The organism is Chromohalobacter nigrandesensis (assembly GCF_023061285.1).
Taxonomy (GTDB): Bacteria; Pseudomonadota; Gammaproteobacteria; order Pseudomonadales; family Halomonadaceae; genus Chromohalobacter; species Chromohalobacter nigrandesensis.
Genome location: NZ_JAKGAM010000008.1, coordinates 14,377 through 39,727, shown reverse-complemented (window position 1 = coordinate 39,727; position 25,351 = coordinate 14,377). Strand labels below are relative to the sequence as shown.

Here is a 25,351-nt window from a genome sequence, read left to right as displayed (position 1 = left end):
ATGGATTTCCAATCACGTATACTCGGCCACTTCAACGCCAGCATCGATGCCAAGACCTATGCCAGCGAGGTCCTGCCGGCCTTCATCGAAGTCGCCAGCCAGATGATGGTTCAGTGCCTCGTCAGCGAAGGCAAGATTCTTGCCTGCGGCAACGGCGGTAGCGCTGGCGACAGTCAGCACTTTTCTTCCGAACTGCTCAATCGCTTCGAGCGCGAACGCCCTAGCCTGCCCGCCTTGGCGCTGACCACCGACACCTCGACACTCACCTCGATCGCCAATGACTACAGCTATAACGAGATTTTCTCCAAGCAGATACGCGCGCTAGGCCAGCCCGGCGACATATTGCTTGCAATCTCCACGAGCGGTAATTCGGCCAACGTGGTACAAGCCATGCAGGCCGCGCATGACCGCGATATGCATATCGTGGCATTGACGGGACGCGATGGTGGCGACATGGCATCACTCCTCGGTCAGGATGACTGCGAAATCCGTGTCCCCTCCACTTCCACGGCCCGCATACAGGAAGTGCACTTGCTTGCAATACACTGTCTGTGCGATCTCATCGATCAACAGCTTTTTGGCAGCATCGAATAAGGAATTCATCATGACACGACAGGCTATCCTCCCGCTCCTTCTTGGCATCGCGCTAGCACTAGCAGGCTGCGCCTCCCCTTCCAATGATAACCAGGGCGGTGAAAACTACGGCAAGCGCACCCCCGGCATGAAGGTGGAAGACGACAGCATCCAGGACAAGATTTCCGACAATCTTGCCAGCACCGACGCACGCTTTCGCGACGCGCATATCAACATCGACAGTTACAACGGCATGGTGCTGCTGAGCGGTCAGGTAGCGAGCGACGAGCTCAAGAAAAAAGCCGGCAACGTGGCCGAGCAGGCTCGACAGGTGCGTCGCGTTCACAACGAGCTGGAAGTCGCCGCCAACTCCCCCATCGGCCAGCGCATGACGGACACCTGGATCACCGGACGGATCAAGGCGAGCCTCGCGACCGACGAGCGTATCGATGGCAGCCGCATTCGGGTAATCACCGAAAACAGCACGGTTTATCTGATGGGCATGGTGACCCGCCAGGAAGCGGACGTCGTGACCAATATCGCTTCACAGGTGGGTGGCATTCAACGGATCGTCAAAGTCTTCGAATATCTCGATTGAGCGCCTGGCAGGGTCGAAGACCCTGCTTCTTCACTTCACGACACGCAGTGATGGACGCCCTTTGGTACGCGGGGCGTCCTCATTCTTGTCCTCGGCTTCACCAGCTTCTTCATCGTCATGCGCCTCGACACTTTCCAGCGAGGGACGCTCGATATCGTCCTGCGCCTGGGCGTCATCACTTTCGCTCGCCTCGGCTTCCGGCATGACCGGCTCATGACCAAAGACCATACCGACCCCATTCTCACGCGCATAAAGCGCGATCAATGCGTCCATGGGCACGATGACCTGCATCGGCTGGCCGGAAAAACGCGCCCCGAAGGTCACGGCGGCATTCTCGATATACAAATCACGCACGGCGGAAGGCGCAATATTGAGGACGATTTGTCCGTTTTGCACATACTGCCGGGGTACGTTCACACCTTCACGTTCGGCATCGACAACGATATACGGCGTATGTTCGTTGTCCAGCAACCACTCATAGAGTGCACGGGCCAAGTAAGGGCGACTGGAAAGCATAGATGACTTCCTCTTTCGGTTCGCGGCGACGGTTCCTCAGCGCTACACGCGCATGCATGGCAACGCTAAGTGCGCATTTCCTTCTCTGTCTCCAGCAGGGAAGCCTTGAAGGCATCACGACTGAAGAGGCGCTCCATGTAGCTCATCAGCGGCTTGACCTGCTTTTCCGGAAGCTCGACACCCAGTGACGGCAGCCGCCAGAGAATCGGTGCAATGCAGCAATCCACCAGCGAAAACTCATCGGTCATGAAAAACGGCATGTCCTCAAAGATCGGCGAAATACCCGTGATGCTTTCACGCAATTCCTTGCGCGCCTTTTCGGCTTCTTTCTTACTGCCGTGCTGAATCGTTTCGACCAACGGGCACCACTCGCGTTCGATGCGATGCATCCACAAACGGCTCTGCGCACGCGCCACAGGATAGACCGGCAGTAGCGGCGGATGCGGAAAACGTTCGTCCAGGTACTCCATCATGACCTTGGACTCGTAGAGCACCAGATCACGATCCAACAAGGTCGGCACGCTGTTGTACGGGTTGAGATCGGCAAGCTCTTCAGGGCGATTGTCATCATTGACCTCGATGACATCGACGGCCACTCCCTTTTCCGCCAACACGATACGCACGCGATGGCTATAATGATCATCGCTGCCAGAATAAAAGGTCATCGACGACCGCTTGGCCACTACACCCATGAAACATTCCTCGCTTCAGTTCGAACCCAGATGATAACACGTTAATAGGGAGCACGAATGCCACCCACCGCCACTCATTGAGCGTGCCGGGAGGGTAGATAAGGTCCTGCCCCTATACAAGCGCCCTATCGAGCGCGTCACGCAAAAAGGCCCGGACGACAGGTCCGGGCCTTTGCGTAGCGCGCACCGATGGGTGCGAAGCGCCGCGTCTTAACGCTTGGAGAACTGCGGACGCCGACGCGCCTTGCGCAGACCGATCTTCTTACGCTCGACCTGACGGGCATCACGCGTCACGTAGCCCGCATCACGCAGCGGACGACGAAAGTCTTCGTTGTAGGCGAGCAAGGCACGTGTAATGCCGTGACGAATCGCACCCGCCTGCGCAGAGCCACCGCCACCGCTCACGGTGACATAGACATCGAACTGACCAGTGGTTTCAGTCAACTCGAACGGCTGACGAACCACCATCTCGCCGGTGACACGACCGAAATAGTCGTGCAACTCACGGTTGTTGACGGCGATCTTGCCGGTGCCCGGCTTCAAAAACACCCGAGCCGTTGAAGTCTTGCGGCGCCCGGTACCGTAATACTGCTGTGTCATGGCGAAGAATCCCTTAGAGGTTCAGTTCAAGCGGCTGCTGCGCGGCATGCGGGTGCTCGGCACCGGCATACACCTTGAGCTTGGAGTACATGGCGCGGCCCAATGGCCCCTTCGGCAGCATGCCCTTGACCGCGGTTTCGATGACGCGCTCGGGCGCGTGATCGATCAATTTCTCGAAGGACATAGAACGTAGACCGCCCGGATAACCGGTATGACGGTAATAGTTCTTGTCTTGCGCCTTGTTGCCGGTCACACGCACTTTTTCGGCGTTGACGACGACGATGTAATCGCCGGTATCGACGTGCGGGGTATATTCCGGCTTGTGCTTGCCGCGCAAGCGGCGAGCGATTTCGGTGGCCAGGCGGCCGAGCGTCTTGTCAGTCGCATCGACGACATACCAGTCGCGTGTGACGGACTGTGGCTTAGCACTGAACGTCTTCATGGGTGAATCACCAATTGCTTGTGTGGACGTCACGCGTATAAGGGCGTGATCAGCCAATCCCTATTTTTCTTGGTTGCCACGTCTCGCAAGGCGGACAACGTTAGAGCGAGCGCGCATTGTACACCACGTCCCCCCGGCCATAAAGTGCAATTTCGCGCTTCACGGCAGTCATCACGGCTTGTGTGGCAGTGCCAGATATTCCTTGGACTGCATTTCCTGCAAGCGCGACAGCGTCCGTTCGAATTCGAATTCCAACTGGCCATGAGTGTAAAGCGACTCAATGGCAACCTCGGCGGAAAGCAGCAGCTTGACGCCGCGATCGTAGAACTCATCGACTAGATTGATGAATCGCCGCGCCAGGTCTTCCGTCGCCCCGCTCATCTGGGGCACGTTGGAGACAAGGACGGTATGAAACTCGCGGGACAACTCGATGTAGTCGTTCTGGCTCCGCGGGCCATCGCACAGCGTCTTGAACTCGAACCATACGACATCTTCATACAGCCGCCGAGGCTGCAGAATACGGTGATTGACATCGATCTCGGCATCTTTCTCGCCGTCGGCACCCGCAATCGCGCTAAAACTCTTTTCCAACGCACCGTCGGCGGCTTCGCCCCAAGGATGATAGAAGATATTAACCTGCTCCAGCGCCCGCAAACGGTAATCGATCCCCGAATCGACATTGACCACTTCACAGTGACGCTTGAGCAAGTCGATAGCCGGAATGAAACGCGCACGTTGCAAGCCGTCCTTGTAGAGGTCGTCGGGCACGATATTGGAGGTCGTGACCAATACCACCCCTTGGGCAAACAATGCCTCGAGCAGATTGGCAAGAATCATCGCGTCGGTGATGTCCTTGACGAAGAACTCATCGAGGCAGATCACCCTGGCTTCGGCGGCAAACTTGGCCGCAATCAGCGTCAGCGGATTTTTCTCTCCCTTGTAATGCGTCAGCTCATTGTGCACACGCTGCATGAAGCGGTGGAAATGCGTGCGCATCTTGTCGGCGAACGGCAAGGTCTCATAGAACGTGTCCACCAAGTACGTCTTGCCACGCCCTACGCCTCCCCAGAAATATAGCCCCAGAACCGCCGGCGGCGCCTCGAAGGGAGAAGGCTCGGACTTTTTGCCGAAGAGTTTGGCGACCTTGGACTTGAGGCCATCGTCACTTGCCGATGGTGCGCTCGACGCTTGGCGCGGCGCATTGACCAACTCGTCATAAAGCCGCTGTAAATGCTTGACGGCCTCTTCCTGATCGGGATCGTACTGAAAGTCGTCGCGCTGCAAGTCCTGGCGGTACTTTTCCAGGGGCGTACGTGCGTCCACGGACGGTGACATGGGGACACTCATGGGAGCGAAACACACCTCGGCTGAATAATGAAAGCTATCATTATACGCGTCATCACGACACTTGCATCGACATGCACGGCATGCCGCACTTTTGGGTTTGACCCGCTGCGCCAGAACACCGATATAATGACTTGGCTTGGTGTGCCATCGCACACTGCGCGCCCCGTGATGATCAAGGAGAGCATTGTGAACGAGAGCAACATCGACTGGATCCTGGCCATCGCGTGCTTTCTGGCAGGCATCGGCATCGGTGCCCTCGGCTACCATCTGCTGAACGCCAACGTGGCCCGCAATCAGAAGGTTCGCCAACGGCTCGCCGAGGCGGAATTGGAACTCAGTCAAGTCAAGGATGCACTGAACGACCATTTCGCCAAGGCTTCCGAGCTGGTCACCGGCATTCAGCGTCAGAGCCATGAGCTTGAGCAGCAGCTATCTCAAGGTGCAGATCGCCTCGTCGACGACCTGCAGCTCAAGCGTCGCTTGCATCCGCGCCAGGAGGGGGAGGCGCAAGAAGAAGACACCGACCCACCCCAGATGCCACGCGATTATGCTGAAGGTACCAAGGGTACACTCTCGGAAAACTATGGCCTCGAGCCAAGTAAACAGCGCGCCACCGAGACAGAGACGCCGCCACGCTACTAATATCAGACGCTGCCGGGCATCCATGCATGCCGGATACCTCTCATGATCGACACAATGCAGTGCGCCGGCCGCGTTTCCACGCCCGGCGCTTTCTACTCGGCGTTTTCTTGTTCAGGACGCGCTCAAGCGGGATTGTCGATATCCACGAAACGATGCGTGATATCGAAACGTGATGCCAGCCAATCCCCCAATGCTCTGACGCCATCACGCTCGGTGGCGTGATGACCGGCCGCCACATAGGTCACGCCCATCTCACGCGCCATATGCGTGGTGCGCTCGGAAATTTCTCCCGAGATGAATGCATCGACACCCGCTTCGGCCGCCAGCGGCAGCATATCCTGAGCGCCACCCGTGCACCACGCGACACGCTCTATCGGCCGAGCATGGCCCGCAACGACCAAGGGCTGACGCTCCAATCGTTGCTCGATATGCGCCGCGAATACGGCGTGATCCATCGGCGATGACATCTCCCCATACCACAAGAGCCCCCGCCCGAGTTCGCCATCGAGGCAACCTGACGGCGTGAGATCGAGCCGCTTGGCGAGTTGCACGTTATTGCCCAGCGTCGCATGCGCATCCAGTGGCAGGTGATACGCCAACAAATTGATATCATGCGTCATCAACGTCGCCAGGCGGCGGCGCTTCATCCCCGTGACCGCTACCGGTTCGTTCTTCCAGAAATAACCGTGATGGACGAGCACCAGATCCGCCTTCCAGGCCACGGCTTCGTCTAGCAACGCCTGATTGGCGGTGACGCCGCTCATAACGCGCGTCACCGCCTCTCGCCCTTCCACTTGCAGGCCATTGAGGGTGTAGTCCTTGAAGTCGCCGGATTGCAATTCGGACTCAATCGCGGCGATCAATTCTTGTCGAGCACTCATGGGCGACTCCAGACAGCTTAGGGATGCAATGTTACACTCGGCACCATTGTAACGGCTGCCCCACAGGGCAGCGACTGCCCGCTCGCCGACAAGGAACCGTACATGCGTCGCTCACTGATGTCGCTCGTCTGGCCCATCATCAGTGGCATTCTGCTCGCTATCGTGCTGCTCAATGCTTTCCCCCAGCTGCTGGGCCAGCGCACCACCGACGATGCCGCCACGCCCGTGCCCGATACCAGCGCCGTGCGCGCCATCGCCGAACGCACCGATACCGCCGAACGCGCGCCGGAAGTCATCGAGGCCGCGCCCCTAGACAGATCCCAAGGTCCCGCGAGCTATGCCAGTGCCGTGAACAAGGCGGCTCCCGCCGTCGTCAACATCTACTCATCACGCATGGTCGAGCGCAGCGAACACCCACTGATGTCCGACCCGTTTTTCCAACAATTTTTCGGCAAGGACATGCCGCAACGTCAGCGCATGCTCTCTAGCCTGGGCTCGGGCGTCATCGTCAGCACCGAAGGGTACGTGCTCACCAACAATCATGTCATAAACGATGCCGATGAGATCCAGGTCGCCCTGCGCGACGGCCGCGAGACACTTGCCAAGGTCGTAGGCACCGATCCCGAGAGCGACCTGGCGGTGCTCAAGATTCCCAGTGATGACCTTCCCGTCATCCAGCTCAGTGACTCCGAACAAGTCGCCATCGGCGATGTCAGCCTTGCCATCGGCAATCCCTTTGGGGTCGGACAAACCGTTACCATGGGCATCATCAGTGCCACGGGGCGCAACCATCTCGGCTTGAACGCTTACGAAGACTTCATCCAGACCGATGCCGCCATCAACCCCGGCAACTCTGGCGGGGCACTGGTCAATGCCGAGGGCGCACTGGTGGGGATCAATACCGCGATCTTTTCGCGCTCGGGAGGCTCACAAGGCATCGGCTTCGCCATCCCCGCCAACCTGGCGCACCAGGTGCTCGATCAAATCGTCGCCCATGGCCGCGTCATCCGTGGCTGGCTGGGCATCGATGTGCAGGCGATGACGCCCGATCTGGCGTCGTCATTCGGCCTCAAGACCCTGACGGGTGTAGTCATCGCCAGCGTCGTGCCGGACGGCCCAGGCGACAAGGCTGACCTGCAACCGGGTGACGTACTCATGTCCATCGATGACGAGCCGATCATCGATGCCCGCGAAGCCATGGCCGATATCGCTGAGATATCTCCCGGCACACAACTTCCCCTCACCATCGTGCGTGATAGTGAGAAACGCGAAATCACCCTGACGGCCGGCGAACGCCCCGAAGCCTCGGAAGCGCAGTAACCCAAAGCAGCATGCCCCCACCGGCGCACCGATGAGGGCATGATAAAGCTGGCCAGAGAGCGTCAATCGTCGTCAGCTATCGCCTAGACGGTTCTCCGCCGAACGTGCATGCGCCGTCAGCGACTCACCGCGCGCCAGTACCGAGGCGGTACGTCCGAGGGTGGCCGCGCCCTCCGGCGAGCAATGGATCAGCGACGAGCGTTTCTGGAAATCGTAAACGCCCAGGGGCGAGGAGAAACGCGCGGTACCCGAAGTCGGCAACACGTGATTGGGCCCGGCACAGTAATCGCCCAGCGCTTCCGCCGTATAGCGCCCCATGAAGATAGCCCCCGCGTGACGCACGCCTTCTGCCATCCCCTCAGGGTCAGCGACCGACAGCTCCAGGTGCTCGGGCGCAATGCGATTGATGATCGTCAAGGCTTCGTCGCGATCGCGGCACTCGATCAAGGCCCCGCGTGACGCCAGCGACTCGCGGATGATCGCCTCACGTTCCATGGTAGGCAGCAAACGTTCGATAGCAGCCTGGACCGCATCGAGGTGAGCTGGATCCCAGCCTACGAGAATCGCCTGAGCATCCTCGTCGTGCTCGGCCTGCGAGAACAGATCCATGGCCAACCATTCAGGATCCGTCTCGCCATCGGTCACGACCAGAATTTCGGAAGGCCCGGCAATCATGTCGATCCCCACCTGACCGAACACCGCACGCTTGGCCGTGGCCACATAGATATTGCCCGGCCCGACGACCTTGTCCACACGAGGAATACTCTGAGTACCATACGCCAGCGCCGCCACGGCCTGGGCGCCTCCCACGGTAAAGACGTAATCGACACCCGCGAGATGCGCAGCCGCCAGCACGAGCTCATTGAGCACCCCGTCCGGAGTGGGCACCACCATGACGATTTCGCGCACACCGGCAACATGCGCGGGAATGGCATTCATCAACACCGAGGACGGATACGCGGCCTTGCCGCCCGGCACATAGATACCGGCGCGATCCAGCGGGGTGACCTTCTGCCCCAGCACGCTGCCATCGGCCTCGGTGTACTGCCAGGACTCAGGCCTCTGACGCTGATGATAGAGGCGAATGCGCTCGGCGGCGTGTGCCAATGCCTCGCGCTGCGCTTCCGGCAAGCCGTCGTAGGCTTCGCGCAACCGCTCCGCGCCCAGCGTCAATTCACTCATGTCACGCGCCTGCATACGATCCAGGCGATTGGTGTACTCGACCACCGCTGCGTCGCCCTGCGAACGCACGGCATCGATGATCTCCTCGACGCGTTCGACCACCTGCTTGTCGGAGACGCCTTCCCACGCCAGCAACGCTGACAGGCGTGTATCGAAATCGTCTTGTGTGGTGCTCAGACGCGCCACCTTCACGGCATTGTCAGTCATCTCGCCCTCTCGTGTTCTTACGCCTGCGTCTCACCGCGCCGCGACTCGACCGCGCGCCCCAGGCGCTCGATCAGCGGCTTGAGGCGGTCATGTTTCATAGTCATCGAAGCTTTGTTGACCACTAGCCGCGAGCTGACCTCGTCGATCAACTCGCGCGGCTCCATGCCGTTGGCACGCAAGGTATTACCGGTATCGACGATATCGACGATCTCGTCGGCCAGATTCATCAGCGGCGCCAACTCCATGGCACCGTAGAGCTTGATCACCTCGGCCTGAATGCCCTGTCGGGCATAGTAACGGCGCGCCACATTGACGAACTTGGTGGCCACCCGCCGCCGCGCATGGGTCGGCTGCGCTCCCACCACGCCGGCCGTCATCAACTTGCAGCGCGATATCTCCAGATCCAGAGGCTCATACAGCCCTTCGGCCCCGTGTTCGAGCAAGGTATCCTTGCCCGCCACGCCGACATCGGCGGCACCCAGTTGCACATACGTCGGCACATCGACAGCGCGGATCACGACCAATTTGACATCGGGAAGATTGGTATCGAACAGCAACTTGCGGCTCTTGCCGAAGTCTTCCGCCGGCTCGATGCCCGCATCGGCCAACAGCGGGAGCGTTTCTTCCAGTATGCGCCCTTTGGACAGGGCCAGAATCAGTTGCTTTGACATGATGTTGACACATCTATTGAACTTGGCGCTCCGCCGTCGTGGCGAAGCGGGAGAATGAAGCCACCGATCAACCGGGCACGCGACGAATCTTGGCACCGAGCAATTGCAGCTTCTCCTCGATGCATTCGTAGCCGCGGTCGATATGATAGATGCGGTCCACCTGAGTTTCGCCTTCCGCCATCATGGCCGCGATGACCAGGCTCGCCGACGCCCGCAAGTCGGTGGCCATCACCGGTGCGCCGGAGAGATGCTCGACGCCCGTGATCATCGCCGCGTTACCCTCCAGTGCGATCCGCGCGCCCATGCGGTTGAGTTCCTGCACATGCATGAAGCGATTCTCGAAGATCGTCTCGACGACGGTCCCCGAGCCTTCGGCGACACAGTTGAGCGCGACGAACTGCGCCTGCATGTCGGTGGGAAACGCGGGGTAAGGCGCGGTGCGCAAATTGACAGCCCGTGGACGCCGCCCACGCATGTCGAGCTCCAGCCAACCATCGCCCGCTTCGACGCGTGCTCCGGCTTCATCAAGCTTGGCGAGTACGGCCTCCAGGGTATCGGCACGCGTGTTACGTACCCGGACGCGGCCACTGGTCACTGCAGCCGCCACCAGGAAGGTGCCGGTTTCGATGCGGTCCGGCATGACATCGTAATGGCATCCGTGTAGACGCGACACGCCCTCGATCACGATGGTATCCGTGCCGTGGCCACGAATCCGAGCGCCCATCGCGATCAGGCATTCGGCGAGATCCACCACTTCCGGTTCGCGCGCAGCGTTCTCGAGTACCGTTGTCCCCTCGGCCAAGGTAGCGGCCATCAGCAGGTTCTCGGTGCCGGTCACGGTCACGGTGTCGAAGAAGATCGTGGCGCCCTTGAGGCGCCCAGCGCAGCGCGCCTTCACATAGCCGCCATCGACATCGATCTCGGCGCCCATGGCCTCGAGACCACGCAAATGCAGATCGACGGGACGCGAGCCGATCGCGCAGCCGCCCGGCAAGGACACATCGGCCGTGCCGAAGTGGGCCAGCAAGGGACCGAGCACGAGAATCGACGCACGCATCTTCTTGACCAGCTCGTAGGGCGCATGGCAATGCGTCACTTGAGAGCCATCGAGCTGGATACTCATCTTGTCGCCCATCACTGGCTCGACGCCCATGCGTCCCAGTAGCTCCAGCGTGGTAGTGATATCCTGCAAATGCGGCAGATTGCCGATGGTCACTGGCTCATCAGCCAATAGAGTCGCCGCCAGAATCGGCAAGGCGGAATTCTTGGCTCCGCTCGCCCACACTTCCCCGTCGAGCGGCCCATTACCGGTAATGATCAATTTGTCCATGAAATTCCGTACTTAGACACCCGCATTGTCAGGGGCTGTCTCCCACTGAGACGGGGTGTAGGTCTTGATACTGATGGCATGCAGGGCGCCACTGGCGATTTCATCTGACAGCGCCGAATAAATCAGCTGCTGACGCTTGACCGGCGATAGCCCCTCAAAAACGTTGCCGACGGCAACCACCTGGAAATTGCAGCCTTCACCTTGAATATGAAACTGGCAATCGTCGATACGCGATTCGAGTAGGGCCTTGACGTCGCTGGGTTGCATTAGGCGTTGGCTCCTGTTCTACGGCACAGCGCGCGTGATACGCACGGGTGCGCCAATGAGTCGGGGTTTCGAACAGGCATGATAAAGAAAACGGGCGCCGTTGGCGACGCCCGCTTGCAAGCAGAACCCAGGAGACGATACCCGCGCTATCATGACATTTGTGCAGCCACTCGCGCCTCGTCAATGGGCAGCAAAGGGTCCAATTCCGCCATGGCTGTCAACCGCGCCAAGGGATGCGACAGAGCCACGTGCACGATATGAACGTCGTGCGACTGCGCGCAACGCAGCCACTCGAGCAGGACACTGAGCACTGCGCTGCTGGCACAGCTCACGCCGGTCAGATCGAACTCGACCTCGGCATCGCGCGGCAAGCGTTGCAACCACTCCCGACCCTTGGCCGCCAGCGAGGCGGCGCTATCGAAGTCCGCCTCGCCGTCGACTTTCAGAATACGCTCGTCGCGCACTTCGAGGCGGGCATCGTCACGCTCGAGCAAGACATTCATTGGTCGTCGTCACCGCCTTCTTCGAGCTCATCGGTGGCGACGTCCGGCGCCCAGCCATCGATGACCGCATCGTAATCGCGATTGTTGTCGCGCATGGCCTGATCGAACTGGTTGCGGAACGTCAGCCCCAGATTGATGCCATTGACGATGACATTGATCACGCGCCACTCACCGTCACGCTGATGCAAGGTATACACCACAGGATAGACATCGCCATTGGTGGACACTACTTCCATATCGACGCTGGCCTGATCGTCGTAGCGACCATCGCTATCATCTTCGAGTACCCGAATATCCTGGTAATCGAACGTCACCAGCCCTTTGGCATACGTCTCGATCAGCGTCTTGCGGAATGTATCGACGAAGCGCGAGCGTTGCTCCGGCGAAGCATTGCTGAAATAGCGCCCCATCACGCTGGCACCGATATAGCGAAAATCAGCCACGTCATCGAGGCTATCGTCGACCAGCGACTCAAGCTCGCCTTCATGCTCGACGTAATAGTCCTTGCGCCCGTCCAACTCCTGCATCAACGCTTCCACGTTGTCTTCGATCAGCTGCTGGGGCGCTTGCTGGGCCTGCGCCGTCAATGTCACACACCACAGAACCGACAGCAGTAGTGCGCAAAGACTGAAACGCCGGGGAGTGAATTGCCTTGATGTCATGGGAACCTCCTTGGCTCAATCGTTGGTCATGTTCGACACGAACTGCTGAATCAACTGCTCCAGCACCAGCGCCTGCTGTGTATCGCGGATGGTATCGCCTTCTGCGAGCATCTCGGGGTCGCCCCCCACGCTCAGACCGACATATTGCTCACCCAATAACCCTGAGGTGAGGATCGACGCCGTACTATCCCGTGAGATCTTGCCCTCGAGATCCTCGTCGAGCTCCATGGTCACGCGGGCATCGAGCCACTCGGTATCGAGCTCGACGTCGCTGACGCGCCCGACGGTCACACCCGCCATGGCCACCCTGGAACCCGACTTGAGTCCGCCGATGTTGGCGAAATTGGCCTGCAGCGTGAATGTGTCCTGCGGTACCCCAAGAGTGATGCCACTGACTCGCAAGCCAAGAAACACCATGCCCAGAATCCCGGCCAGGACGAACAATCCCACGCCGAACTCCATCATCTTGCTGCGCTTCATCCAAGTTCTCCAAACATCAGCGCGGTCAGCACGAAATCCAATCCGAGCACCGCCAGGGAGGAATAGACCACCGTGCGGGTCGTCGCCCGCGAGATGCCTTCCGACGTCGGGGTCAGGTCATACCCCTGAAACACCGCAATCCATGTAACCACGAGGCCGAACACCACACTCTTGAGCATGCCGTTGAGAATATCGTCGACGAACGCGACATTGCTTTGCATATTGCTCCAGTAGGAGCCATCGAACACGCCCAGCCACTGCACGCCGACCAGGTATCCACCCCAGATACCCACCACGCTGAAGCCCACGGTCAGCAATGGCATCGAAATAAACCCCGCCCAGAGGCGTGGCGCCACGATGCGCCGCAATGGGTCGACCCCGATCATTTCCATGCTGGTCAACTGCTCGGTCGCTTTCATGAGCCCGATCTCGGCCGTCAGCGCCGAACCGGCACGCCCCGCGAACAGCAACGCCGCCACCACCGGCGCAAGTTCACGCAGCAGCGACAACGCCACCATCTGCCCCAGCGCATCCTCCGCGCCGAAATCGACCAGAATGGTGTAGCCTTGCAGACCCAGCACCATGCCGATGAAGAGTCCCGACACCAGCACGATCGCCAACGACATGACACCGATGAAATGCATCTGACGCAGCCACAGGTGCCACCCTTCACGAGAAGGAATGCCCACCGCCGACTGGGCCAGAAACATCGCCGCCCGACCCAAGGCACTCAGCGCCTCAAGCGTGCCCCGTCCAAGCGAGGCGATATAGCCGATCATGTACGCTCTCCCCTGGTCGCCAGAATATCGCGATAAAAATCCGGCGCCGGGTAATGAAACGGCACCGGGCCATCGGGCTCGCCATGCACGAACTGCTTGACGCGTGCGTCGCTATTGACGTCCAACGTTTGCGGCGTGCCATGAGCCATGACCTGGCCGTCGGCGATGATATACACGTAATCGGCGATGGACAGCGTCTCCTTGATATCGTGCGAGACGATGACCGCCGTTAGCCCCAGGGCTTGATTGACTGTCTTGATCAGCTGTACCAGCACGCCCATTGAAATCGGGTCCTGGCCGACGAAAGGCTCGTCGTAGAGCACCAATTCAGGATCGAGTGCCACCGCACGCGCCAGCGCCACGCGCCTGGCCATACCGCCGGACAGCTCCGCCGGCGACAAGTTGCGCGCCCCGCGCAGGCCCACCGCCTGAAGCTTCATCAGCACGATATCGCGCACCATCGCTTCCGGCAGGTCAGTATGCACGCGCAATGGAAAGGCCACGTTCTCGAACACGCTCAGATCCGAAAACAGTGCGCCACTCTGGAACAGCATGCCCATACGCCGCCGCAAGCGGAACAATGCACGACGCGGCAGGCGATGCACATCCTGTCCATCGATGCATATACGCCCGGCATCCGGCACCAACTGGCCGCCGATCAACTTGAGCAACGTCGTCTTGCCCGTGCCACTGGGGCCCATGACCGCGGTAATCTTGCCTTTGGGAATACGCAGATCGACACCACGAAAGATGTCATTCTCGCCCAGCGAGAAATGCAACCCTTCGACGTCGACCAGGGTCGTGTCAGTCACGTAACGCTCATCCACGTCTCGATAATTATCGAACATCGTATCCTAACTCTAGCGATCACCGCCAGCCTCGCCTTGCAACCGTCTCGGCGAATGCGTTTAATGAGCGCCCCGATTCGCTCGACACTCCGCCGGAGTCAGCGATGCTTGAGCCCAAGGCCGCGAAGGGCAACAATCACCACCATGAACACTGTTACCGATTACGATTACCGAGCCAGCGCGCGACGCACGCTGACACTCGAATCACACGCCATCGTCGCCTTGATCGAGCGCCTCGACGAGGCCTTCGATCATGCTTGCCAACTACTGCTAGCCTGCGAGGGGCGCGTCGTCGTCACCGGCATGGGCAAGTCCGGGCATATCGCCCGCAAGATCGCGGCGACGCTGGCCAGCACCGGTACGCCGGCCTTCTTCGTCCATCCCGGCGAGGCCAGCCACGGCGACATGGGCATGATCACATCCCGTGACGTCGTGCTGGCCCTCTCCAACTCGGGCGAGACGGCAGAAGTCACGGCGCTATTGCCACTTCTCAAGCGCATGGGCGCTCCCCTGGTCAGCATGACCGGGCGCCCCGGCTCGACCCTCTCGCGTCACGCCGAAGCCCACCTGGACACCGCCGTAGCCCGCGAGGCTTGTCCACTCGACCTTGCGCCAACCACCTCGACGACCGCCGCGCTGGCCATGGGCGACGCCCTGGCGGTAGCCCTGCTCGAGGCACGCGGCTTCACCGCCGAGGACTTCGCCTTGTCGCATCCCGGCGGCAGCCTGGGACGCCGCCTGCTGCTCAAGGTCGAGGATCTCATGCATCACGGCGAGCGCCTGCCATGTGTCACGCTAGGCAGCCCGCTACGCGACGCCCTGCTGGAAATTACTCGCCAAGGCCTGGGCTTTACCTGCGTGATCGATGACGCAGGCTATCTAGCCGGCATTTATACTGATGGCGACCTGCGGCGTACGCTCGACCGACACGACGACCTACGCCGCCTGCGCGTCGATGACGTCATGACCCACGGTGGCAAGACGATTCGGCCGGAACTACTCGCCGCCGAGGCCGTCAAGATCATGGAAGACAACCGCATCACGGCACTCGCCGTGGTCGACGACGACGGACGACCGATCGGCGCGCTGCACATGCACGATCTATTGGTCAGCGGCGTCATTTGAGGAGCCCCATGACATATCCCGACGATTGGCGCGACAAGGCACGCCGCGTCCGCCTCCTGGCATTGGACGTGGACGGCGTGCTCACCGACGGCACGCTGCACTTTCAAAGCGATGGTCAGGAAACCAAGAGCTTCAATATCCTCGACGGTCTCGGCATCAAACTGCTGCAGCAAAACGGCATCGCCGTGGCGTTGATCACCGGGCGTGAGTCGCCCATGGTCAGCCGACGTGCCGAAGCACTTGGCATCGTTCACATCGTACAAGGTCGCGAGGATAAACTCGTGGCACTCAACGCGCTGTGCACACAACTCGAGCTGTCGCTGGAGGCTGTCGCCTATTGTGGCGACGACTTGCCGGACCTGGCCGCGATTCGCGCCGCCGGGCTCGGGCTGAGCGTGAACAATGCGCCGGATTATGTCCGCGAGTACGCCGACTGGATTCCCACACGCCCGGGCGGCCAAGGCGCGGTGCGTGAGATCTGCGATGCCTTGCTGAACTGCCAGGGACGCTGGGATACCTGTCTCGCGCCCTATCTCGAGGGCCAAGGATGAAGCGCGTCATGCCGACTTTTCTATCTTCTCGCAAATGGGCGCGACTGGGGCTACTGCTAATAATCATCGCCCTCGGCATCGGCTTGGCCATCGTCGAACAGCGCGACTCTTCTTCCCCGGGCCCGGTCCCCAGCGATGACGCGGGCGAGCCCGATTATTACCTCGAAGGCGCCACCATGACGCGCTTCAATGCGCAAGGCATTGCCCATCAAACGCTTGAATCGCCGCGCCTCGTGCATACCCCCGTCGACGATGTCATTCGTGCCGCCTCACCGCAGGCCCAGGTACGCGACGAGGCAGGACGCAAGTGGGACATCTCCGGCGACAAGGGAAGCCTGGGGCCGCAACGCGATCTGCTCACCCTGACCGGCAACGCCCAGCTCGTACAACCCGAGCAGGGCTGGCGCCTCGACACCGACGTGCTGTACTACCAATCCAGCGATGGCCACGCCTGGAGTGACACCGAGGCCGTGTTGCGGCAGCATGAGCAGCGCGTGCGCGGCAATCGTTTCGATGCCTGGATCGACACCGATCAAGCGCGTCTGAGCGGTGATGTGCGAGGCCACCACCCACAGCTTGCCGAGGACGAATCATGATGACACGACCATTGACGACGGCACTGGCATGCGCCGTGCTAGGACTCGCCAGTCACACGGCGTTAGCGCTGGAAAGCGATGCCAGTCAGCCTATCGAGATCGCCGCCGACCAGTTGGATCTCGACGACAACGCCGGGACTGCGGTCTACACCGGCGATGTCGATATGCAACAAGGCAGCATGCAACTGACCGCCGCCCGCGTGGAAATCGAACGCGACGCGCAGGGTGAAGTCTCCAAAGTCACTGCCCATGGCGGCGGAGGCGAACGCGCCTACCTCGAACAGAAGCCAGCATCGGACGAACCGATAGCCAAAGGCTGGGGCGACACGGTGATCTACCATGCCGCCGAACGTCGCGTGGAACTCATCGACAATGCCGAGTTGCACCAGGCCCGGGATACGTTCAACGGCGCCTACGTCGAATACTTCCTCGACCGCCGCCAGGTGCAGGCTCGCTCCGACGATGGCGGCGACGAGGACGGCGACCAGCGCGTTCGCATGACGCTGACGCCCCGTGATAGCGAGTAGTGACGTGTCTCGTGATCACTCATCTCTGTTAGCTAGGACACGACGCCCATGAAGACCCTGAGTGCCGCCAACCTCGCCAAGAGCTACAAGGGCCGCCGCGTGGTGCATGACATCAGCCTGACCATACGTCAGGGCAGCATCGTCGGCCTGCTCGGCCCCAACGGCGCCGGCAAGACCACCTCGTTCTACATGATCGTCGGGCTGGTGGGCGCCGATGCCGGCAGCGTGCATATCGACGAGCGCAACCTGTCGAATGCCGCTATGCACGAACGCGCCCGTGCCGGCATCGGCTATCTTCCTCAGGAAGCGTCGATATTTCGCAAGCTCTCGGTCGCCGACAACATCATGGCTATCCTCGAGACGCGCGACGATCTCGACAAGGCCGCACGCAAGGCGCGACTCGAACGCCTCCTGGAGGAGTTTCATGTCACCCACATCCGCGACAACCCCGGGATGAGCCTGTCCGGGGGCGAACGTCGTCGCGTCGAGATCGCCCGTGCCTTGGCCACCGAGCCCGCTTTCATCCTGCTCGACGAACCCTTCGCCGGGGTCGACCCGATCTCCGTCGGCGAGATCAAGGGCATCATCCGCCAGTTGCGCGACCGCGATATCGGTGTCTTGATCACCGACCACAACGTACGCGAAACCCTGGATATCTGTGACAACGCCTATATCGTCGGCGACGGTCAGATCATCGCCGAAGGGCATGCCGAAGCCATTCTAGCCAACCAGAAAGTACGTGATGTCTACCTCGGCCATGAGTTCCGACTTTAGACGCAAGCTACTGGAACCGGCGCATGCTCATATAAATGGCATGATTGTTGCTTCCATTCTTGCAAGTCGCGTCATCGCGAGATAACGTACGGGCACCGTTTCAGGAAGCGATGACCGACTTTCCATGTCCATGAAACCTACCTTGCAGCTTCGCGTCGGCACACAGCTGACGATGACACCCCAGTTGCAGCAAGCCATTCAGCTCTTGCAGCTTTCAACGCTGGATTTGCGCCAGGAGATCCAGCAAGCGCTGGACTCCAATCCCATGCTGGAGCTCGAGGAGGACTTCGAGGAACGCGAGATCAGCGAGACGCAGCAGGAAGACGATTGGACGAGCGACATCCCCGAGAACCTGCCGCTGGATAGCGAATGGGGCGATACCTACCAGGATACAGGCCCCTCACCGACGGGCGGTGGCAGCGAGGAAGGGCCCGATATAGAGCGCAATACCACGCATACCAGCCTTCATGACCATCTGACCTGGCAACTCGCCATGGCAGACATGACTCCGCGCGAACATGATATTGCCGAAAGCCTGATCGATGCCGTGGGTGCCGACGGTTACCTCACCCTGCCTCTCGACGAGATCGTCGACGGTTTGCGCGGCCAAGGGCTTTCCGGACTCAAGGTAGGCGATGTCGAACACGTCATGATGCGTGTACAGCAATTCGACCCCACCGGGGTCAGCGCCCGCGATCTACGCGAGTGTCTGTTGCTGCAACTCGGCGCCCTCCCCGACGACATGCCGCTGTTGACTCAAGCCAAGCGTCTGGTACGCCAGTTCCTCGAAGCGCTCGCCGGCAATGACCGCAAGTTGCTCAAGCGCCGTCTGCGCCTCGACGAGGAAGAACTCGATCACGTCATTGGCCTCATTCGATCGCTCGACCCGCGCCCCGGCCTCGCCTTCGAGGACAGCAGCAACGATTATGTCATCCCCGACCTCATCGCACGGCGCATTCGACAGGATTGGCGCATCGAGCTCAACCCCGAGGCCCTGCCCCGCGTGCGCATCCAGCCGGATTATGCCGCACTCATCAAACGTGCCGACAAGAGCGACGACAACACCTTCCTCAAGCAGCACCTGCAAGAGGCCAAATGGCTGCTCAAGAGCCTTTCGAGCCGTAACGACACCTTGCTGCGCGTGGGCCAGGAGATCATGGCCCGTCAGCTCGATTTCCTCGAACGCGGTGAGGAAGCCATGAAACCGCTGATCCTGGCCGATATCGCCGGCGCGGTAGAGATGCACGAATCGACCATTTCCCGCGTGACCACGCAGAAATTCATCCATACACCACGCGGCGTCTTCGAGCTCAAGTATTTCTTCTCCAGCCACGTCGGCGGGCAAGGCGAAACCGATGCCCATTCCAGCACGGCGATTCGTGCCCGCTTGAAGAAATTGATCGGCGACGAGCCGCCACGCAAGCCTCTCTCCGACAGCAAGCTCGTCGACCTGCTGGCTCAGGATGGCATTCAGGTCGCACGACGCACCGTCGCCAAGTACCGCGAAGCGATGGGAATCCCCTCCTCCAGCGAGCGCAAGAGACTCGCCTGAACGCGAGCGGTTTGCACGTATCGGCCACGCTGCGTAGACTCGCCGCGGCCTTCGTTATCCAGCGTTTGTCTAGGGCTATGCAGCGCTCTAAAAAGGGTTACAATCGAAGTGCCAACCGATGGAATAGGAGCGTGCCATGCAAGCCAATATCACCGGTCATCACATCGAATTGACCGATGCTCTACGCGACTACGTCAATGAAAAGCTCGCGCGTCTGGAACGCCACTATGACAACATCACCACCGTCCAGGTCACGTTATCCATCGAGAAGGAACGTCATCTGGCTGCATGCACGCTTCATGCCGCAGGCGCGGATCTGCACGCCGATACACAATGTAACGACATGTACGCCGCCATCGACGCCCTGACTGACAAACTCGACCGTCAGCTCGTCAAACACAAGGAAAAGGTGCAGGCACGCGCTCAGGGCGCCGGTGCCCGTTAATTCGCCATGATACTGGAAAGCATCCTACCCCCCGAGCGCGCACTCTTCGGCGTTGCCGGGGGGAGCAAGAAGCGCGTGCTGGAATTTTTCAGCACCTTCATCGCCCAGAACACGCCAAGCCTCGATAGCCAGGAAGTCTTTGGACGTCTCATCGGCCGCGAGCGGTTGGGCAGCACCGGTATCGGCAATGGTGTCGCCATCCCGCATGCGCGCAATCCGCACTGCAAGGAGCCGATTGCCGGCTTTCTACGCCTGCAGGAACCCATCGATTTCGATGCGATCGACGGCGACCCCGTCGATCTGATCTTCGTCCTGCTGGTGCCAGAAAAAGCCGACGATGCCCATCTGTCATTGCTTTCCCAGGTTGCCGCCATCATGAACGATAGCGCTACCCGCACCAAGCTGCGCCAGGCACAGACTCAGCGGCAGCTCTACGATACTCTGATCGAGGCCATCCGCCAGTACGATACAAGCGCAAACTGACACTCGCGTAAACCGATACGCACGCAACACAAGGGGCGCCCATGCAGCTCGTGATCATCAGCGGCCGTTCCGGCTCCGGCAAATCGATTGCCCTGCAGGCACTCGAGGACCTCGGCTACTACGCGATCGACAACCTGCCGGCCAGTCTCATGGCACCCTTGATCGATGAGCTGCGTGAAGGCCCGCCTTCACGCACGCATATCGCGGTCAGTATCGACGCGCGCAATCTTCCCGACGCCCTGCGACGCTTTCCGGTGCTGCTCGAAGAGATCCGCGCGCGAGGCATTCAATGCCAGGTCGTCTATTTGACTGCCGACTCGCGCATACTGCTGGAACGCTACTCGGCAACGCGCCGTCGTCACCCGCTGACGCGGACCAGTGAAATGACACTCGCAGAGGCCATCGAGCAGGAACAAACCTATCTTTCGTCGATTCGTGATATCGCCGATTTGGTCATCGACACCTCCAACCTGTCGGTGCATGAGCTGCGTGGCCGCATCGCCGAGCAGGTGGCACGCCACAGTGGTCGCCACCTGACGTTGACGTTCGAGTCGTTCGGTTACAAACACGGCGTCCCTCTGGATGCCGACATGGTGTTCGATGCCCGCTGCCTGCCCAATCCTTACTGGGACCCCCAGCTGCGTGGTTTCGACGGTCGCGATTCACAGATCGTCGCGTTTCTCGAAGCTTACCCCGATGTGCAAGCCATGGCCGACGATATACGTCACTGGCTGGAACGCTGGCTGCCCGCCTATCTCGCCAGCAATCGTAGCTACCTGACCGTGGCGATAGGCTGCACTGGCGGCCAGCACCGCTCGGTATACCTGATCGAAGGGCTAGCTCGGCATTTTGCGACGCAGATGAGTGGCGTACGCCTACGCCATCGCGAACTAGGCGTACAAGCGTCATTGCCGGAGACTGGCGATGCCGCGTCGTAGGCTGCAACTCATCAATCAGCGCGGTCTCCATGCACGCGCCGCGACCAAGCTCGTGCAATGCTGTCAGCTATACGCAGCACGCGTCTGTGTCTTCCATGGCCAGCGTGAAGCGGATGCCACCAACATCATGTCACTGCTCATGCTAGCGGCTCCCTGCGGCACCGAACTCGACATTCAAGCCGAAGGCGACGACGCCGATGAGGTACTCGAGGCCCTCACCGCCTTGTTCGAGTCACGCTTCGAGGAAGATGCCTGATTAGCGAACAGCGTTCGCTCCTGCCCGAAGCGATGTTAGAATAACGCCTCGCCCTTAGCTCTGCCTGAAAAATCGACGGGCGCAGGCATTTTCAGACACAGCGTAGAATCGACAAAGGATGCCGATTCCGTATGAGCCTCGACCACAAGCAACTGCAACCTCGTCTGGACCGCCTCAGCGAGGCCCTGGAAAGCGGTGCGCTGGATCAGGCGCGACGCATGCTCAATCGCGGCCTGGCCCCGGTCGACATCGCTCATCTCCTCGAGTCGACGCCGCCGCGTGAGCGCAATGTGCTCTGGGAACTAGTCGAGCCCGATTTGCAGGGCGATGTACTGCAATACCTGGGCGACGATATTCAAAGCGAGTTCCTGAGCCGCATGGACGCCGAACAGCTCGTATCGGCGACCGAAGGGCTTGACGTCGACGATCTCGCCGACTTGCTGCAACGCTTGCCCAATACGGTCATCCATGAAGTCCTGCAAGCCATGGAGGCGCAGGAACGTCAGCGGATCGAGACCGTGCTGTCCTATCCCGAGGACACTGCGGGCGGCTTGATGAACACCGACACCATCACCATTCGTCCGGATATTACCCTGGACGTAGTGCTGCGTTATCTACGGCGACACGAGAAGCTGCCCGACTCCACCGATACACTGCTCGTCGTCACCCGCCGCGACGAATTGATCGGCACGCTACCGCTCAATTTGCTGCTGGTATCCGATCCGTCGATCCTGGTACGCGAGGTCATGAACACCGACTTTGCCTCGGTGCAGGCCACGGCGGCGGACACCGATGTCGCCAGCCTGTTCGAGAAATTCGACCTGATCTCGGCGCCGGTGGTGAGCACTGACGGCGCCCTGCTAGGCCGTATCACCATCGATGACGTGGTCGACGTCATCCGCGAGGATGCCGAGCACCAGGTCATGAGCATGGCCGGTCTCGACGAGGACGAGGATACTTTCGCGCCCGCTTGGCGTACCGGGCGTCGGCGCGCCGTGTGGCTGGGCATCAACCTGATCGCAGCGACCATCGTGTCGTTCGCCATTGGCATCTTCGAATCGACCATTCAGCAGATCACCGCGCTGGCCGTATTGATGCCCATCGTCTCCAGTATGGGCGGCATCGCCGGATCGCAGACACTGACGGTACTGATTCGCGGGATCGCCCTGGGACACGTCGGCGGTGCCAACGTGCAGTGGCTGCTGGTCCGAGAAATGCTCTCGGGAATGATGAACGGCGTGCTATGGGCGGTGATCGTGGCACTGGTCGCCATCGTACGTTTCGACGACTATAAGCTCGGCGGCATCATCGCCTTGGCGATGGTCATCAACCTGACCGTTGCCGCGCTGGCCGGCACCGTGATTCCCGTGTTACTCAAGCGCCTGAAGATCGATCCAGCACTCTCGGGAGGCGTGTTATTGACGACGATCACCGATGTGGTTGGGTTCGTCGCGTTCCTGGGACTGGCCGCAGCCTTTTATTGAGGCGCGGCGAGCGCCGCGCCATCGCATGAGCCGCTTGACGACGCGGCATCGAAGTTCCGCGTCGCCGAGCGTTCTACTCGCCCGCCACCATCATGTCGCCGATCAACCAGCTCCCTGTATGCACGCTACCTCGCGTATCGATATCGCTGCCCACGCCTTGGAGGTTGGCGAACATATCGCGCAAGTTGCCGGCAATGGTGAACTCCTCGACGGGATGCTGAATCTTGCCATCCTCGACCCAGAAGCCCGACGCACCACGCGAGTAATCGCCAGTCACGCCATTGACGCCCTGCCCCATCAACTCGGTAACGAGTACGCCGCGCCCCATCTGCGCGAGCAATTCATCCCGCGAGACCAGAGGCGCGTCGATACGCAGATTGCGCGCACCGCCAGCATTGCCGGTCGTGGTCATCCCCAGGCGCCGCGCGCTATACGCCGACAGCATGTAATTCGTCAAACGCCCCTGATCGAGGAAGACATTATCGCGCGTGGCAACACCATCGTTATCGAAGGCCGTACTCGCCATGGCGCCATATTCGCGAGGCCGTTCACGTAGCGTGAACCACTCGGGGAAGATCGTCTCACCCAGTTGATCGCAGAGGAAGGATGCTTCGCGGTACAAGGCGCCCCCGGCAATAGCGCCCATGAAGCTGCCCACTAACCCGCTGGCAAGCTCGGGCGAAAAGAGCACCGGCATCCGCCCTGTCGCGGGGGAGGTTGCCCCCAACCGGGCCAAGGTCTTCTCGGCGGCACGCCGCCCCACCACCTCGGGTGACTCCAGATCCGCCGGATTGCGCACCGAAGTATAGTCATAATCGCGCTGCATGCCCGTCCCTTGGCCGGCGATCAACATGCACGACAGCGAGTGACGGCTTCCGCGCTGGCTCCCCAGAAACCCATGGCTATTGCCGTAGACGCGCACGCCCTCACCACTGGAGAGGCTCGCCCCCTCGGAGTTGGCGATACCCTCGACCCCACGACCGGCTGACTCGCAAGCGAGCGCCAGTTCGATAGCATCGTTGGTGCTCAACGGCCAGGGGTGATGGACGCCTAGATCCGGCAATTCCGTGGCCATCAGCGCCGCGTCGGCCAAGCCCGAGGCCGGATCTTCCGCCGTATAGCGCGCAATATCCAACGCCTTCTCGACTACCGCCCGCAGGGACTCATCGCTGGCGTCGGAGGTCGATACACTGCCCTTGCGCTGCCCCACATAAACGGTCACCGCGATCCCCTGATCGCGCGATAGCTCGACGTTTTCAACGTCGCCCAAGCGGACACCGACCTCGATTCCCTGGTCCACGCTGGCACCCACTTCACACGCATCGGCGCCCAATCGCTTGGCCAATTCCAAGGCCTGCGCGACGCGTGCCTCCAAGCGTGCTTGCTGCTCTACGGCATCGAAGGCCTGGCTCATGGTCTACTCCTGTACTCATAAGGCCCGAGACACTGCTCAAGGGCTCGGTAGGATTGTCGAGGAAGCCTGATATACTGCACAGTCATCCCCGAAGCATGATGGTAATGCAATGTCGATCGATCTCCCCGACCCGCAAGACGAAGAAGCGGAACGCCCCAGCAAGACCCAGCGCAAGAACGAAATGAAAGCCCTGCAAGCGATGGGTGAGCGCATCATCGCCATGAGCGATGCCCAGCGCGCACGCCTGCCGCTCTCCGACGACATGCGCTTCGCGGTCGAGGAAACCTCGCGCATCCGCTCCCACGAAGGGCGGCGTCGCCACATGCAATACGTGGGCAAGGTCATGCGTCGCGAAGACCTTGCGGCCATCCAGGCCACGTTCGACGCCATCGAGCAGGAGAACTTACACCGCGATAACGCCTTCCACCGTCTCGAGCGTTGGCGCGACCGGCTCATCGAGGACGACAGCGCCGACGCGCTGGAGGCCTTTATTGCCGAATACCCCGAGGTCGACCGCCAGACGTTGCGACAACTCACTCGCAACGCCAGAAACGAGCGTCAGCGCGAAAAACCGCCGACGAGTGCTCGCAAACTGTTCAAACTGATCCGTAATACCGCTGACCTCTAAGCCAGAAGACACGGCTTCGCTGCTCGAAGCTCGAAGCT

General features: G+C 60.5%; 32 protein-coding genes. 16 read left to right on the top strand and 16 right to left on the bottom strand.

Annotated features, from left to right (window positions below; all coding sequences use genetic code 11):
* Both L1073_RS10965 and L1073_RS10960 read left to right on the top strand, forming a co-directional pair.
* Window positions 1-594 carry a phosphoheptose isomerase gene (locus L1073_RS10965; protein WP_246899247.1) on the top strand — a complete coding sequence of 198 codons (594 nt, stop codon included), beginning with the start codon at window positions 1-3 and terminating at the stop codon, window positions 592-594.
* A gap of 10 nt (window positions 595-604) precedes the next feature.
* The gene (locus tag L1073_RS10960; protein ID WP_246899245.1) at window positions 605-1,171 is read left to right on the top strand and encodes a BON domain-containing protein; all 567 of its coding nucleotides are present in this window, start codon (window positions 605-607) and stop codon (window positions 1,169-1,171) included.
* Window positions 1,172-1,201: 30 nt separating this feature from the next.
* Here L1073_RS10960 and L1073_RS10955 read toward each other — a convergent pair whose 3' ends face one another.
* The 5 genes from L1073_RS10955 to zapE all read right to left on the bottom strand — a co-directional run bounded on the left by L1073_RS10955 (window position 1,202) and on the right by zapE (window position 4,756).
* Window positions 1,202-1,687, bottom strand: a complete 486-nt coding sequence (locus tag L1073_RS10955; RefSeq protein WP_246899244.1) for a ClpXP protease specificity-enhancing factor — start codon at window positions 1,685-1,687, stop codon at window positions 1,202-1,204.
* A gap of 65 nt (window positions 1,688-1,752) precedes the next feature.
* The gene (sspA, locus tag L1073_RS10950) at window positions 1,753-2,379 is read right to left on the bottom strand and encodes a stringent starvation protein SspA (protein ID WP_246899242.1); all 627 of its coding nucleotides are present in this window, start codon (window positions 2,377-2,379) and stop codon (window positions 1,753-1,755) included.
* 210 nt (window positions 2,380-2,589) lie between these two features.
* Complete coding sequence (rpsI, locus tag L1073_RS10945) at window positions 2,590-2,979, bottom strand: 30S ribosomal protein S9 (protein WP_133696846.1); 390 nt, start codon at window positions 2,977-2,979, stop codon at window positions 2,590-2,592.
* Window positions 2,980-2,992: 13 nt separating this feature from the next.
* Window positions 2,993-3,421, bottom strand: coding sequence for a 50S ribosomal protein L13 (rplM, locus tag L1073_RS10940; protein ID WP_246899241.1), 429 nt, complete (start codon window positions 3,419-3,421; stop codon window positions 2,993-2,995).
* Between the two features lie 171 nt (window positions 3,422-3,592).
* A complete protein-coding gene (zapE, locus tag L1073_RS10935; protein WP_246899239.1) occupies window positions 3,593-4,756 on the bottom strand; it encodes a cell division protein ZapE in 1,164 nt (387 codons plus the stop codon).
* A gap of 198 nt (window positions 4,757-4,954) precedes the next feature.
* Between zapE and L1073_RS10930 the strand changes: the two genes are divergently transcribed.
* Complete coding sequence (locus L1073_RS10930) at window positions 4,955-5,410, top strand: Z-ring associated ZapG family protein (RefSeq protein WP_246899237.1); 456 nt, start codon at window positions 4,955-4,957, stop codon at window positions 5,408-5,410.
* 122 nt (window positions 5,411-5,532) lie between these two features.
* On the opposite strand, the gene L1073_RS10925 is transcribed toward L1073_RS10930, so the two are convergent.
* On the bottom strand, window positions 5,533-6,291 hold the full coding sequence (locus L1073_RS10925; RefSeq protein ID WP_246899236.1) for a Nif3-like dinuclear metal center hexameric protein: 759 nt from the start codon (window positions 6,289-6,291) through the stop codon (window positions 5,533-5,535).
* Between the two features lie 102 nt (window positions 6,292-6,393).
* Between L1073_RS10925 and L1073_RS10920 the strand changes: the two genes are divergently transcribed.
* The gene (locus L1073_RS10920; protein WP_246899235.1) at window positions 6,394-7,611 is read left to right on the top strand and encodes a Do family serine endopeptidase; all 1,218 of its coding nucleotides are present in this window, start codon (window positions 6,394-6,396) and stop codon (window positions 7,609-7,611) included.
* Window positions 7,612-7,683: 72 nt separating this feature from the next.
* Here L1073_RS10920 and hisD read toward each other — a convergent pair whose 3' ends face one another.
* The 9 genes from hisD to L1073_RS10875 all read right to left on the bottom strand — a co-directional run bounded on the left by hisD (window position 7,684) and on the right by L1073_RS10875 (window position 14,540).
* On the bottom strand, window positions 7,684-9,000 hold the full coding sequence (gene hisD, locus L1073_RS10915) for a histidinol dehydrogenase (protein WP_246899233.1): 1,317 nt from the start codon (window positions 8,998-9,000) through the stop codon (window positions 7,684-7,686).
* A 17-nt stretch (window positions 9,001-9,017) separates the two neighbouring features.
* Window positions 9,018-9,671: an ATP phosphoribosyltransferase gene (gene hisG / locus L1073_RS10910; protein WP_178997151.1), complete on the bottom strand. Its 654-nt coding sequence runs from the start codon at window positions 9,669-9,671 to the stop codon at window positions 9,018-9,020.
* A 67-nt stretch (window positions 9,672-9,738) separates the two neighbouring features.
* On the bottom strand, window positions 9,739-11,001 hold the full coding sequence (gene murA, locus L1073_RS10905; protein WP_246899232.1) for a UDP-N-acetylglucosamine 1-carboxyvinyltransferase: 1,263 nt from the start codon (window positions 10,999-11,001) through the stop codon (window positions 9,739-9,741).
* A 12-nt stretch (window positions 11,002-11,013) separates the two neighbouring features.
* Window positions 11,014-11,268 carry a BolA family protein gene (locus tag L1073_RS10900; RefSeq protein WP_246899231.1) on the bottom strand — a complete coding sequence of 85 codons (255 nt, stop codon included), beginning with the start codon at window positions 11,266-11,268 and terminating at the stop codon, window positions 11,014-11,016.
* Window positions 11,269-11,417: 149 nt separating this feature from the next.
* A complete protein-coding gene (locus L1073_RS10895; RefSeq protein WP_246899229.1) occupies window positions 11,418-11,771 on the bottom strand; it encodes an STAS domain-containing protein in 354 nt (117 codons plus the stop codon).
* Window positions 11,768-12,433 carry an MlaC/ttg2D family ABC transporter substrate-binding protein gene (locus L1073_RS10890; RefSeq protein ID WP_246899228.1) on the bottom strand — a complete coding sequence of 222 codons (666 nt, stop codon included), beginning with the start codon at window positions 12,431-12,433 and terminating at the stop codon, window positions 11,768-11,770. Before L1073_RS10890 ends, L1073_RS10895 begins: the two co-directional genes overlap by 4 nt.
* A 15-nt stretch (window positions 12,434-12,448) precedes the next feature.
* A complete protein-coding gene (mlaD, locus tag L1073_RS10885; RefSeq protein WP_246899226.1) occupies window positions 12,449-12,913 on the bottom strand; it encodes an outer membrane lipid asymmetry maintenance protein MlaD in 465 nt (154 codons plus the stop codon).
* Window positions 12,910-13,692 (bottom strand): lipid asymmetry maintenance ABC transporter permease subunit MlaE, encoded by a 783-nt coding sequence (gene mlaE / locus L1073_RS10880; protein ID WP_246899225.1) that lies wholly within the window; start codon window positions 13,690-13,692, stop codon window positions 12,910-12,912. Before mlaE ends, mlaD begins: the two co-directional genes overlap by 4 nt.
* Complete coding sequence (locus L1073_RS10875; RefSeq protein WP_281506066.1) at window positions 13,689-14,540, bottom strand: ATP-binding cassette domain-containing protein; 852 nt, start codon at window positions 14,538-14,540, stop codon at window positions 13,689-13,691. Before L1073_RS10875 ends, mlaE begins: the two co-directional genes overlap by 4 nt.
* 144 nt (window positions 14,541-14,684) lie before the next feature.
* Here L1073_RS10875 and L1073_RS10870 point away from each other — a divergent pair, with 144 nt between their 5' ends.
* The 11 genes from L1073_RS10870 (at window position 14,685) to mgtE (ending at window position 23,271) form a co-directional block, all read left to right on the top strand.
* Window positions 14,685-15,665 carry a KpsF/GutQ family sugar-phosphate isomerase gene (locus L1073_RS10870; RefSeq protein ID WP_246899224.1) on the top strand — a complete coding sequence of 327 codons (981 nt, stop codon included), beginning with the start codon at window positions 14,685-14,687 and terminating at the stop codon, window positions 15,663-15,665.
* Window positions 15,666-15,673: 8 nt separating this feature from the next.
* Entirely contained in the window at window positions 15,674-16,216 is a 543-nt protein-coding gene (locus tag L1073_RS10865) for a KdsC family phosphatase (RefSeq protein ID WP_246899222.1), read from the top strand.
* An 8-nt stretch (window positions 16,217-16,224) separates the two neighbouring features.
* Window positions 16,225-16,812 carry an LPS export ABC transporter periplasmic protein LptC gene (lptC, locus tag L1073_RS10860; protein WP_246899221.1) on the top strand — a complete coding sequence of 196 codons (588 nt, stop codon included), beginning with the start codon at window positions 16,225-16,227 and terminating at the stop codon, window positions 16,810-16,812.
* Window positions 16,809-17,339 carry a lipopolysaccharide transport periplasmic protein LptA gene (gene lptA, locus L1073_RS10855; protein WP_246899219.1) on the top strand — a complete coding sequence of 177 codons (531 nt, stop codon included), beginning with the start codon at window positions 16,809-16,811 and terminating at the stop codon, window positions 17,337-17,339. Before lptC ends, lptA begins: the two co-directional genes overlap by 4 nt.
* A 48-nt stretch (window positions 17,340-17,387) precedes the next feature.
* Entirely contained in the window at window positions 17,388-18,113 is a 726-nt protein-coding gene (lptB, locus tag L1073_RS10850) for an LPS export ABC transporter ATP-binding protein (RefSeq protein ID WP_246899218.1), read from the top strand.
* A gap of 124 nt (window positions 18,114-18,237) precedes the next feature.
* Window positions 18,238-19,665 (top strand): RNA polymerase factor sigma-54, encoded by a 1,428-nt coding sequence (locus tag L1073_RS10845; RefSeq protein WP_246899216.1) that lies wholly within the window; start codon window positions 18,238-18,240, stop codon window positions 19,663-19,665.
* A 136-nt stretch (window positions 19,666-19,801) separates the two neighbouring features.
* Window positions 19,802-20,110, top strand: a complete 309-nt coding sequence (gene hpf, locus L1073_RS10840; protein WP_246899215.1) for a ribosome hibernation-promoting factor, HPF/YfiA family — start codon at window positions 19,802-19,804, stop codon at window positions 20,108-20,110.
* 6 nt (window positions 20,111-20,116) lie between these two features.
* Entirely contained in the window at window positions 20,117-20,593 is a 477-nt protein-coding gene (gene ptsN, locus L1073_RS10835) for a PTS IIA-like nitrogen regulatory protein PtsN (RefSeq protein ID WP_246899214.1), read from the top strand.
* Window positions 20,594-20,634: 41 nt separating this feature from the next.
* Window positions 20,635-21,531, top strand: a complete 897-nt coding sequence (rapZ, locus tag L1073_RS10830; RefSeq protein ID WP_246899212.1) for an RNase adapter RapZ — start codon at window positions 20,635-20,637, stop codon at window positions 21,529-21,531.
* On the top strand, window positions 21,518-21,787 hold the full coding sequence (locus tag L1073_RS10825) for an HPr family phosphocarrier protein (RefSeq protein ID WP_246899211.1): 270 nt from the start codon (window positions 21,518-21,520) through the stop codon (window positions 21,785-21,787). The genes rapZ and L1073_RS10825 overlap by 14 nt, the downstream gene beginning before the upstream one ends.
* Before the next feature lie 131 nt (window positions 21,788-21,918).
* Window positions 21,919-23,271 (top strand): magnesium transporter, encoded by a 1,353-nt coding sequence (gene mgtE / locus L1073_RS10820; protein WP_246899209.1) that lies wholly within the window; start codon window positions 21,919-21,921, stop codon window positions 23,269-23,271.
* A 73-nt stretch (window positions 23,272-23,344) separates the two neighbouring features.
* Here mgtE and pmbA read toward each other — a convergent pair whose 3' ends face one another.
* A complete protein-coding gene (gene pmbA, locus L1073_RS10815) occupies window positions 23,345-24,685 on the bottom strand; it encodes a metalloprotease PmbA (protein ID WP_246899208.1) in 1,341 nt (446 codons plus the stop codon).
* Window positions 24,686-24,794: 109 nt separating this feature from the next.
* Here pmbA and yjgA point away from each other — a divergent pair, with 109 nt between their 5' ends.
* Window positions 24,795-25,313 carry a ribosome biogenesis factor YjgA gene (gene yjgA / locus L1073_RS10810; protein ID WP_246899206.1) on the top strand — a complete coding sequence of 173 codons (519 nt, stop codon included), beginning with the start codon at window positions 24,795-24,797 and terminating at the stop codon, window positions 25,311-25,313.
* Window positions 25,314-25,351: the final 38 nt, after the last annotated feature.

Bases quoted from the DNA above. Each gene is read 5' to 3' on its own strand.
- L1073_RS10965 (WP_246899247.1), top strand. From the start codon at position 1: ATGGATTTCCAATCACGTATACTCGGCCACTTCAACGCCAGCATCGAT.
- L1073_RS10960 (WP_246899245.1), top strand. From the start codon at position 605: ATGACACGACAGGCTATCCTCCCGCTCCTTCTTGGCATCGCGCTAGCA.
- L1073_RS10955 (WP_246899244.1), bottom strand. From the start codon at position 1,687: ATGCTTTCCAGTCGCCCTTACTTGGCCCGTGCACTCTATGAGTGGTTG.
- sspA (WP_246899242.1), bottom strand. From the start codon at position 2,379: ATGGGTGTAGTGGCCAAGCGGTCGTCGATGACCTTTTATTCTGGCAGC.
- rpsI (WP_133696846.1), bottom strand. From the start codon at position 2,979: ATGACACAGCAGTATTACGGTACCGGGCGCCGCAAGACTTCAACGGCT.
- rplM (WP_246899241.1), bottom strand. From the start codon at position 3,421: ATGAAGACGTTCAGTGCTAAGCCACAGTCCGTCACACGCGACTGGTAT.
- zapE (WP_246899239.1), bottom strand. From the start codon at position 4,756: ATGTCACCGTCCGTGGACGCACGTACGCCCCTGGAAAAGTACCGCCAG.
- L1073_RS10925 (WP_246899236.1), bottom strand. From the start codon at position 6,291: ATGAGTGCTCGACAAGAATTGATCGCCGCGATTGAGTCCGAATTGCAA.
- L1073_RS10920 (WP_246899235.1), top strand. From the start codon at position 6,394: ATGCGTCGCTCACTGATGTCGCTCGTCTGGCCCATCATCAGTGGCATT.
- hisD (WP_246899233.1), bottom strand. From the start codon at position 9,000: ATGACTGACAATGCCGTGAAGGTGGCGCGTCTGAGCACCACACAAGAC.
- hisG (WP_178997151.1), bottom strand. From the start codon at position 9,671: ATGTCAAAGCAACTGATTCTGGCCCTGTCCAAAGGGCGCATACTGGAA.
- murA (WP_246899232.1), bottom strand. From the start codon at position 11,001: ATGGACAAATTGATCATTACCGGTAATGGGCCGCTCGACGGGGAAGTG.
- L1073_RS10900 (WP_246899231.1), bottom strand. From the start codon at position 11,268: ATGCAACCCAGCGACGTCAAGGCCCTACTCGAATCGCGTATCGACGAT.
- L1073_RS10895 (WP_246899229.1), bottom strand. From the start codon at position 11,771: ATGAATGTCTTGCTCGAGCGTGACGATGCCCGCCTCGAAGTGCGCGAC.
- L1073_RS10890 (WP_246899228.1), bottom strand. From the start codon at position 12,433: ATGACATCAAGGCAATTCACTCCCCGGCGTTTCAGTCTTTGCGCACTA.
- mlaD (WP_246899226.1), bottom strand. From the start codon at position 12,913: ATGAAGCGCAGCAAGATGATGGAGTTCGGCGTGGGATTGTTCGTCCTG.
- mlaE (WP_246899225.1), bottom strand. From the start codon at position 13,692: ATGATCGGCTATATCGCCTCGCTTGGACGGGGCACGCTTGAGGCGCTG.
- L1073_RS10875 (WP_281506066.1), bottom strand. From the start codon at position 14,540: ATGTTCGATAATTATCGAGACGTGGATGAGCGTTACGTGACTGACACG.
- L1073_RS10870 (WP_246899224.1), top strand. From the start codon at position 14,685: ATGAACACTGTTACCGATTACGATTACCGAGCCAGCGCGCGACGCACG.
- L1073_RS10865 (WP_246899222.1), top strand. From the start codon at position 15,674: ATGACATATCCCGACGATTGGCGCGACAAGGCACGCCGCGTCCGCCTC.
- lptC (WP_246899221.1), top strand. From the start codon at position 16,225: ATGCCGACTTTTCTATCTTCTCGCAAATGGGCGCGACTGGGGCTACTG.
- lptA (WP_246899219.1), top strand. From the start codon at position 16,809: ATGATGACACGACCATTGACGACGGCACTGGCATGCGCCGTGCTAGGA.
- lptB (WP_246899218.1), top strand. From the start codon at position 17,388: ATGAAGACCCTGAGTGCCGCCAACCTCGCCAAGAGCTACAAGGGCCGC.
- L1073_RS10845 (WP_246899216.1), top strand. From the start codon at position 18,238: ATGTCCATGAAACCTACCTTGCAGCTTCGCGTCGGCACACAGCTGACG.
- hpf (WP_246899215.1), top strand. From the start codon at position 19,802: ATGCAAGCCAATATCACCGGTCATCACATCGAATTGACCGATGCTCTA.
- ptsN (WP_246899214.1), top strand. From the start codon at position 20,117: ATGATACTGGAAAGCATCCTACCCCCCGAGCGCGCACTCTTCGGCGTT.
- rapZ (WP_246899212.1), top strand. From the start codon at position 20,635: ATGCAGCTCGTGATCATCAGCGGCCGTTCCGGCTCCGGCAAATCGATT.
- L1073_RS10825 (WP_246899211.1), top strand. From the start codon at position 21,518: ATGCCGCGTCGTAGGCTGCAACTCATCAATCAGCGCGGTCTCCATGCA.
- mgtE (WP_246899209.1), top strand. From the start codon at position 21,919: ATGAGCCTCGACCACAAGCAACTGCAACCTCGTCTGGACCGCCTCAGC.
- pmbA (WP_246899208.1), bottom strand. From the start codon at position 24,685: ATGAGCCAGGCCTTCGATGCCGTAGAGCAGCAAGCACGCTTGGAGGCA.
- yjgA (WP_246899206.1), top strand. From the start codon at position 24,795: ATGTCGATCGATCTCCCCGACCCGCAAGACGAAGAAGCGGAACGCCCC.